Source organism: Streptomyces ossamyceticus, assembly GCF_001418475.1.
Lineage (GTDB): Bacteria > Actinomycetota > Actinomycetes > Streptomycetales > Streptomycetaceae > Streptomyces > Streptomyces ossamyceticus.
Genome location: NZ_LIQX01000362.1, coordinates 1 through 8,600, shown reverse-complemented (window position 1 = coordinate 8,600; position 8,600 = coordinate 1). Strand labels below are relative to the sequence as shown.

6 protein-coding genes and 1 pseudogene are annotated in these 8,600 nt (G+C 71.3%); 1 reads left to right on the top strand and 6 read right to left on the bottom strand.

Annotated features, from left to right (window positions below; all coding sequences use genetic code 11):
- Positions 1–230 precede the first annotated feature (230 nt).
- The coding region (locus tag AOK15_RS25565) for a winged helix-turn-helix domain-containing protein (RefSeq protein WP_240508589.1) at positions 231–1,350 on the top strand (1,120 nt) is incomplete at its 5' end.
- A gap of 7 nt (positions 1,351–1,357) precedes the next feature.
- Here AOK15_RS25565 and AOK15_RS25560 read toward each other — a convergent pair.
- From AOK15_RS25560 to mtrA, 6 genes and pseudogenes are all read right to left on the bottom strand, one after another.
- Entirely contained in the window at positions 1,358–2,104 is a 747-nt protein-coding gene (locus AOK15_RS25560) for a response regulator (RefSeq protein ID WP_055520708.1), read from the bottom strand.
- A gap of 204 nt (positions 2,105–2,308) precedes the next feature.
- Positions 2,309–3,001, bottom strand: coding sequence for a ribosome hibernation-promoting factor, HPF/YfiA family (hpf, locus tag AOK15_RS25555; protein WP_240496415.1), 693 nt, complete (start codon positions 2,999–3,001; stop codon positions 2,309–2,311).
- 314 nt (positions 3,002–3,315) lie between these two features.
- Positions 3,316–4,191, bottom strand: coding sequence for a ComF family protein (locus AOK15_RS25550; protein WP_055520706.1), 876 nt, complete (start codon positions 4,189–4,191; stop codon positions 3,316–3,318).
- Between the two features lie 172 nt (positions 4,192–4,363).
- Complete coding sequence (locus AOK15_RS25545; protein WP_055520705.1) at positions 4,364–6,190, bottom strand: LpqB family beta-propeller domain-containing protein; 1,827 nt, start codon at positions 6,188–6,190, stop codon at positions 4,364–4,366.
- The gene (mtrB, locus tag AOK15_RS25540) at positions 6,180–8,249 is read right to left on the bottom strand and encodes an MtrAB system histidine kinase MtrB (protein WP_055520704.1); all 2,070 of its coding nucleotides are present in this window, start codon (positions 8,247–8,249) and stop codon (positions 6,180–6,182) included. Before mtrB ends, AOK15_RS25545 begins: the two co-directional genes overlap by 11 nt.
- Before the next feature lies 1 nt (position 8,250).
- Positions 8,251–8,600, bottom strand: a pseudogene (mtrA, locus tag AOK15_RS25535) (two-component system response regulator MtrA); the annotation flags it as partial.

The window sequence follows — 8,600 nt, the reverse complement described above, 5'->3', positions numbered from 1 at the left end:
CTTCACCGTGGAGGGCACGCTCCGCTCCGCCCTCAACAACAACGGCACCCCTCCACGTCCCCCTACCTACCGGCCCCGCACTGACGCCCGGCCTCCCCGGTCCCGCCGCCGGTTCTCCCAGCTCAGCACCGCTTGTCAGTGCCCTGGCCTACTCTGCGGACCATGACACCCCTGCCGCCCCCCACGACAGAACTCACCGCGGACGAGGCCCGCCGCATCGCCCTGCGGNNCGGCGCCCCCGACCGCAGGGCCGGCGTCCGCGGTGTGCTCCGCCACCTGGGCGCGGTCCAGCTCGACACCATCTCGGTCCTCGCCCGCTCCCACGAACTCGTCCCGTACGCCCGTCTCGGCGCCATGGGCCGCACCACGGTCGACAGTGCCTACTGGGCCACCGCCCCGGGCGGCGCCCCGGCTCGCCCGCACGCCTTCGAGTACTGGTCCCACGCCGCCTGCATCCTCCCCATCGAGGAGTGGCCCCACTTCGCGTTCCGCCGCCGCGCCTACCGCGCCCGCCCCCAGTGGGGCCACGAACTGCCCGACGGCGCCTACGACCGCGTCATCAAACAGCTCCGCGACGAGGGCCCCCTCACCGCCACGGAACTGGGCGGCGCGAAGCGCACCAGCGAGTGGTGGGACTGGTCCGGCGAGAAGGTCGCCGTCGAACGGGCCCTGATGTACGGCGAGGTGGTCTGTGTGGAGCGCCGCGGCTGGAAGCGGGTGTACGACCTCGCCGAGCGCGCCGTCCCCACCGAACTGCTCCATGACGAGCTGGACGACACCGAGTGCCTGCGCCGACTGGTCCGCCTGGCCGGCGAGGCCCTCGGTGTGGGCACGCGCGCGGACATCGCCGACTACCACCGCCTCAAGGGCGAGCAGTTCGACGCGGTGGTCGCCGACTCGGGTCTGGTCCCGGTGACGGTGCAGGGGTGGTCCAAGCCCGCCTGGGCCGATCCGGCGGCCCTGGTCACGCCTGCGCGCGGCCGCCACCGCACGACGCTCCTGTCCCCCTTCGACTCCCTGATCTGGGAGCGGGCCCGCACGGAACGGGTCTTCGGCTTCACCCACCGCCTGGAGGCCTACGTCCCCAAGCAGAAGCGGGTGTACGGCTACTTCGCGATGCCGGTCCTGGCCGGCGGCCACCTCGTGGGTCGCGTCGACCCGGCCCGCGACGGCCGCACCCTGGTCGCCAAGCAGGTCACGCTGAACGGCCCGAAGGCGGTCCCGGCGGTCGCCCGGGCCCTGCTGGAGGCGGCGAGCTGGGTGGACTGCACGAACGTCCGTGTGGAGCGTGTGGACGCCCCCGAGCTCCGCGACCGCCTGGTCGGGGAACTCACCCGCGCCCTGGCCTGACCCGGCGTCAGCGGATCTCGAGGATCTTCTCCCGCATCGCGTACACCACGGCCTCCATCCTGGAGTGCAGCTGCAGCTTCTCCAGGATGTTCCGCACGTGGTTCTTCACGGTGTTCTCGGAGATGAACAACTCCTTGGCGATGTCCCGGTTGTTCATCCCGGTGGCCACGAGCTTGAGGACTTCCAGCTCCCGGTCCGTCAGCCGCGGCGCCGGCACGAGCCGGCGCTCGTCGGTCCGCTGGATCATCGACTTGAACTCGGTGAGCAGCTTCGACGCCATGGACGGGCTGATCTGCGACTGCCCGTCGGCGACGGCGCGGATCGCCGTGGCCACCTCGTCGGTGGAGATCTCCTTGAGGAGGTAGCCCGTCGCCCCGGCCTTGATCGCGTCGTAGAGGTCGGCCTCCTCGTCGCTGATCGTCAGCATGATGATCTTCGCGCTGGGGGCGACCTCCTTGATGGACGTGCACGCCTCGATCCCGCCGCGCTTGGGCATGCGGACGTCCATCAGCACGATGTCGGGGAGCAGGTCGGCCGCCTTGTCCACCGCCTCGGCCCCGTCGCCGGCCTCGCCGACGACCTGGATGTCCTCCTCGGCTGCCAGCACGATCTCCAGACCGCGGCGGAAGAGCGCGTGATCGTCGACGACAAGGACCCTGATGGGCTCCTTGCGGGAGCCCGCCGCGGGGCCCATGCCGACAGAACCCTCGTCGGCCGCCGCGTCTCGCATCGGTCCGAAGCTGCTGTCCGCCATCGTTCCTCCCCCTGAAGGCCGTGGCCTGTGTTCTGTGCCATCGCCAACCCAAGGCAACGACCCGCCGGTTGGGGCCGGTTCGGCCATGATTTCATGCCGGGGCGACACTGCGGTGACAGAGCGGACCTCTGGGGGTCGCACACCGGTGCCCCTGGGGGCGCACGCGCGCTCCAGGGGCACCGGCTCAGCTGTCACCCGGCGTGGTCAGCCGCCGAGCGTGCCGCCCGCGGCGTTCGAATGCCCCTCTGCCACCATCGGGTCCGTGCTGAGGTGGATGACGCCGTAGTCGTAGGCGTGCCGACGGTAGACGACGCTCGGTTCCTTGGTCTCGGAGTCGACGAACAGATAGAAGTCGTGCCCGACCAGTTCCATCTCGTAGAGCGCCTGGTCGAGGCTCATCGGGGACGCGACGTGCGTCTTCTCGCGGACGACGAGGGGGCCTTCGCCCTTCACTTCGAGCGAGCCGATCCGCTTGGTGGGTACGCCGTCGGCCTTCTCCTCCTCGACGACATATCCGTTGCCGTTGAGGGTCGCCACGCCCGGAACGTGGTCGGCGACCTCCGCGGCCGTGAGCCTGCGCGCGCCCCTGCGCGTGTAACGCTTGTCGTGCTGCTTGCGCAGCCGGGCCTCGAGCTTGTCCGCCGCCAGGTCGAGCGCCGCATACGGATCGCTCGCCGCTGCCTCCGCCCGGATCACCGGTCCGCGGGAGCGGAGCGTGATCTCCACTCGGTCACTGCGGTCGGCCTGTCGGGGGTTGGGCTCCTTGGACACCTCGACGTCGAGGCTGATCACCTTGCCGTCGAGCTTCTGGATCTTCTCCAGCTTCAGCTTCTCGGCCACGTGCTTGCGGAACCGCTCGGGCACCTCGGTCTTGCGGCCCTTGACGACGATGTCCACGCAGAACTCCGTTCCCGGATCGCTCCGCTCCACTGGCGGAGCATCTCCCTTGTGCACCAGGTTCCGGCTACTTCCGGAACCGCGGACTCGGTGACTCCACCTCCTCCTCCCCCGTGGACAAGATCTCCACCCCATCCCTGCGGGTGATTGCAGAAATCCCGCAGTACGGCATCCGGATATGTGGTGAACGGCCGGGGCCATTCCCTCACAACCGAACATATCTCGCCCGGACGGATGTCGTCACCCTCTACTGAGACGTACCTCCGTTCAGGTGAATTGACCCTCTCATTACCTGCAACGATGCAAGTTCTCCGTCAGTTCCGGTTTATGTGGAAAGCATCCGGCGACGCGGCGACCACCGCCGCGCACAGCCCCTCACCTGCGTGGCCGACCCCGTACATTCCTTCGACGCCTCGGATCCGGACCGCCTCCTGTCTCGTTCGCCCAGCGTCTTTCCCGTCTGCCGCCGACGACACCACCCATCTGTCGTGCGCCGCCCGGACCGCCCGTGCCGCCTCCGCCAGCGAGGCCCCGGTGGTCATCAGATCGTCGACGAGCACGACCCGGCCGCCGCCCAGCAGCGGGACGCCCCCGGCGGCCACCTCCAGGGCCCCCGCGAGGTTGTCCAGCCGCTGCCGCGAGTCCAGCCCCGCTTGATCGGCCACGGCACGCCGCTGCCGCAGCACCGCGAGCACCCGGGCCGGCGTCCCGGCGCGCCGCAGCACCCGGGCCGCCGAGAGCGCGATCCGCCGCGCCGGGTCGTGGCCGCGCGCCCGCACCGCCCGCCGCGCGGACGGCACCGGAACGAGCAGCACGTCCCCGCGTGGATCTCTCCCGTCGTCTCCCGACGAGGCGCCACGCCCCGGCGGGAAGTCCTCGGCGCCCCCGCCCCACACCTCGCCCAGCCCGGCCCGTACGGCCCCCGCCAGGGCCGTGCCGAGCGGTTCTGCGAGCGCCAGGGCGCCCCTCTCCTTGTGCGCGAGCAGCGCCGCCCGTACCGCGTCCTCGTACGGGGCCGCCGCGTGCACCTCGGGCAGCCCCACCGGTTCCGGCGCCGGTCGCACCCGGCACGGTGCGGCCCCCATCAGGGCGGCGCGGCACTCCGGGCAGAGCACCTCGCGAGGCCTCCCGCAGCCTCCGCACTCGGCCGGCAGCACCAGATCCGTGAGGTCCTGCCACCACGCCCGCATGCCCCCACTGTGCCAACGTGGACGAAACCGTGCCACCCCTGTGGAAAACCCCCTGGGGACAACGCGCCGACAACCAACACGCTTGTCACCCACACGAGTTAGCGCCAGCCGCGGAAGGGCCCCAGCACACCCCGGAACGGGCTCGGCTGCCTGCGGCCGGCGCCCCGTGAGCTCACCCCGGATAGACCGGAGCCGACCCCTCCTTGACCACCGTCTGCCACTGCTCCCCGGGGGCGAGCCGGACGATGCCGTCCGCCGAATGGGCGACCAGCGGCTGGTTCTCGTCCTCGGACGCCGCGATCTCCTCCACCCCGGTCAGCGCGGAGGGCGCCGGACCCGGCAACGTGGACCCGTCGACCTGCACGTACCGCGTCTGCTGCACGCCCCCGGACTCCCGGCCGACCACCACGAGCCGGCTGCCACCGGCCCACGACATGGCCGAGACGTCCTCCAGGTCCGGTGTCACGGACCGCGGATCGACGATGGAGACGGTGGTGCCGTCCGCGTCCGCGTCCCGCTCGACGCGCCCGATGAACAGCGACCGCTTGCCGCCCTTCTCCACGATCAGCGCAGCCCGTACCCCGTCGGCGGCCACGCGCACCGCCTCGATACGTCCGTCGAGCCCTGCCGTCCGCACCTCCAGCGGCTCGCCCTTGCCATCCGCGAGGACCAGCAGGCGTGGCTTCTTGGGATCGCGGTCGGCCACCCACAGATCGCCCCGCCCGTCCCAACTGGGCGTCGTCAGCCGGTCCTTGGCGGTGGCACCCGCGCTGCGCAGCACCGGTTCGTCGATGGCGCCGCCCGAGGTCAGCGGCGCCACGTACAGCTCGCTCCCGTCGGCCGACACCCCGGCCGCCCGCTCCTGGTCGCGCGACACGGCGGCCGACCGCAGCTGCTTCACCCCCTCGCCGAGGTCGCCCGGCACCGGAGACGGCGTGCTCTCCCCGGGGGACAGCCGTACGAGCCGGTGCTCACCGTCGATGAAGTATTCGTACTCGATGCCCTTGCCGGGCCGGTTCGCCGCGTCGGCCCCGGACTGGTCCTCTCCGAACACACACAGCTGCGCCCCGGTCGACCCCTGCAGCTCCACCTCGTCAATGCCGTTGGGCATGTAGTCCTGCAGCGTGAACAGCAGTTGCGCGGCCATCTCCTGGCACCTGCTCGCCGAGACCCGGTCGGCCTTCGCGTTGAGCGGCACGACCAGCGTGTTCTGCTCGTCGGGCGTCAGATCGGCGGTGCCCTTCTGCAGCGCCGTACCCGACGGGAAGCTGGTCCTCGCGACCCAGTTCAGCCAGCGGGTGGGGCCGTTCAGCAGGTCCCTCACGATCTGGGTCACCGGGTCGACCTGGCTGCGCACGTACACCGGGTCGGCGACCCGGCCCGCCTCACCGGACTGCGCGGCGGAGGTGAAGTAGTACTTGTTGATCGACTTGTAGTTGCGCTCGAAGTCGGACCTGCCGAGTATCACGCCCTGCGGCAGCTTGTCGATGCGCCACTGCTCCGTGTCCTTCACCTTCACCTTCGTGAGGTGCACGGTCTCCTCGTACTCGCCGCTGGCCGGCGTGTACGCATGCTGCCCGTCCACGCGGGCGACCTTCTCGCCGCTCAGCTCGTACCGGTACGAGGCGCTGTCCGGCTCGCTCCCCGTGACCTTCGTGAACGGGGTCGGCGCCTCCTCGAGGACCGTGGTCGACATGCCCGGGTTCCATGTCTTCAACGCACCACCGGTCAGGTACTTGCGGGCCGTCTCGTAGTTGGGGTCGTCACTGGTCAGGGCCTCCAGGAAACCCTGCACGATCTCCTGCGGCTGGGCGTCCTCGGCGGGCGGCAGCGCGAAGACCCGCACCTGTGTGTCCTGCCGCGGGGTCGACTCGACGTCGCGCATGTCCCCGCTGTCCGGCATCGAGGCGCACCCCGCCAGCAGTACGGCACCGATGCCGACGTACACCGTCGCCCGCACCGGACGCCCACGGCCGGGATTCGCGCGGTCAGCGCCCACGGAATGCCTCCCCCTGCTTCTCCTGCTGCTCGGAGCCGGCCTCGGAGAGCCGCTCCTCCGCCTGCTCGGCACCCTCGCCGCTCCGCTGCGCGGGCGGTGCCGCGGGCGACGCGCCGGGCCGGGCCACCACACGCGCGCCGTTGCCGGGCAGCGCCGTCGGATCGGCTGTGGGCACCTGCCCAGCGCCCGGCAGCGGCCCTATGGGCGCCCTGGTGAGCCCGGGCTCCCCCGCCTGCACCGGCACCGTGGCGAGCTTGCCCCCGCCGTGCCGCACAGCGCCGTCGCCGGGACCGCGGCCACGCCGGGAGTCCTTCGGTTCCAGGGGAATCGGGGAGCCGCGCAGCGGCTCGTCCGCCGTCCGCGGCAAGGTCAGCCGGAACTGCGACCCGCCACCGGGCTCGCCCCACGCCTGGAGCCAGCCGCCGTGCAGACGGGCGTCCTCCAGGGCGATGGACAGTCCCAGTCCCGTACCGCCGGTGGTACGCGCGCGTGCGGGGTCCGCCCGCCAGAAACGGCTGAAGACCCGCGTCGCCTCACCCGGCTTGAGCCCCACCCCGTAGTCGCGCACCGCGACCGCGACCGCTCCGCCCGCCGCCGCCAGCTTGACCACGACGTCCTTGCCCTCGCCGTGCTCCACGGCGTTGACCACGAGGTTCCGCAGCACCCGCTCCACCCGCCGGGCGTCGGCCTCGGCGACGACGGGCTGCTGATCGCCCAGGACCCGTATCCGTGTCCCCTTGCGCTCGGCGAGCGGCTCGGCCCCGCTGACGACCTTCCGCACGACCTCGCGCAGGTCTATCGGCTCGGCCTCCAGGGCCGCCGCGCCCGCGTCGAACCGGCTGATCTCCAGCAGGTCCGCGAGCAGCGACTCGAACCGGTCCAGCTGGTCGGCGAGCAGCTCGGCGGAGCGCGCGGTCACCGGGTCGAAGTCCACGCGTGCGTCATGGATGACGTCCGCCGCCATTCGTACCGTCGTCAGCGGGGTACGCAGCTCGTGCGACACGTCGGAGACGAACCGCCGCTGCATCCGCGACAGGTCCTCCAGCTGGCTGATCTTCAGCTGCAGGTTCTGCGCCATCTTGTTGAAGGCTTCACCAAGACGCGCGATGTCGTCCTCGCCGCTGACCTTCATCCGCTCCTGCAGGCGCCCGGCGGACAACCGCTCGGCGATCCCCGCCGCCATCCGCACGGGTGTGACGACCTGGCGCACCACGAGCCATGCGATGGCCCCGAGCAGGACGACGACGAACAGCCCCGCCGTCGCCAGCGTGCCCTTGACCAGGCTGAGCGACTTCTCCTCCTGCGTGAGCGGGAAGAGGTAGTACAGCTGGAACGGCCCGCCGTTCGGGTCGTTGATCTGCTTGCCGATGATCAGAGCCGGCTGCGACTCCCGGCCGTTGGTGTAGAAGATCTGCGTGTAGCTCTGCACGGCGCTGGTGCCGTCCTCGACGCGGTCACGCAGCTCCACGGGCACGCTGAGGTCCCAGGCCACTCCGCCGGAGGCACGCGGTCCGAGCTCTCCGGTCTCGCCGTCCGCGGAGGCCGGGCTGAGCGTCACGACGTCGAACGCTCCCTGCCCACCGCTGGACAGCGAGCTCACCAGGTTGGTCATCCGCTCGCCGACGTTCTGCACCCGGTCGCCGCTGTCGGTGCTCTCGTTCCCCGCCGCGCTCGCCGCGCCATCGGCCCGCTGCTGGGCCACCGTGAACCCGCCCGTGGCCTGGCTCTGCGAGGCCTTGACCTTGGCGTCCAGCAGCCCGTTGCGCACCTGACCGATGACGACGAAGCCCAGCAGCAGCACCACGCTGAGCGACATCAGCAGGGTCGTGACGACGATCCTCAGCTGGATGTTGCGCCGCCACAGCCGCATCACGGGCAGCAGCGGACGGCGCACCCAGCGCATGAAAAGCCTCAGGACCGGGCTGCCCTGGACACCGCCCTGCAGCAGCCCGCCCTCGAGAAAACGCCCCCAGCGGGAACCCGACGTCTTCCGGCCGACAGGCCGCTCCGTGCGGGTCCCGGACTGACCGGGCGCCGAAGCGGCGCTGTCCCCGGGCATGTCAGCTGGGTCCTGCCTTGTATCCGACACCACGGACAGTCACCACGATCTCCGGCCGCTCCGGGTCCTTCTCGACCTTGGAACGCAGCCGCTGCACATGAACATTCACCAGACGGGTGTCCGCCGCATGGCGGTACCCCCAGACCTGCTCCAGCAGGACCTCTCGAGTGAACACCTGCCACGGCTTCCGCGCCAGCGCCACCAGGAGATCGAACTCCAGCGGCGTCAGGGCGATCGACTGCCCGTCCCGCTTCACGGAGTGCCCCGCCACGTCGATGACCAGGTCTCCTATGGCGAGCTGCTCCGGCGCCGGCTCCTCCGACCTCCGCAACCTGGCCCGGATCCGGGCCA

Coding starts and splice junctions, on each gene's coding strand:
- AOK15_RS25560 (WP_055520708.1), bottom strand. CDS start 2,104: ATGGCGGACAGCAGCTTCGGACCGATGCGAGACGCGGCGGCCGACGAG.
- AOK15_RS25550 (WP_055520706.1), bottom strand. CDS start 4,191: ATGCGGGCGTGGTGGCAGGACCTCACGGATCTGGTGCTGCCGGCCGAG.
- mtrB (WP_055520704.1), bottom strand. CDS start 8,249: ATGCCCGGGGACAGCGCCGCTTCGGCGCCCGGTCAGTCCGGGACCCGC.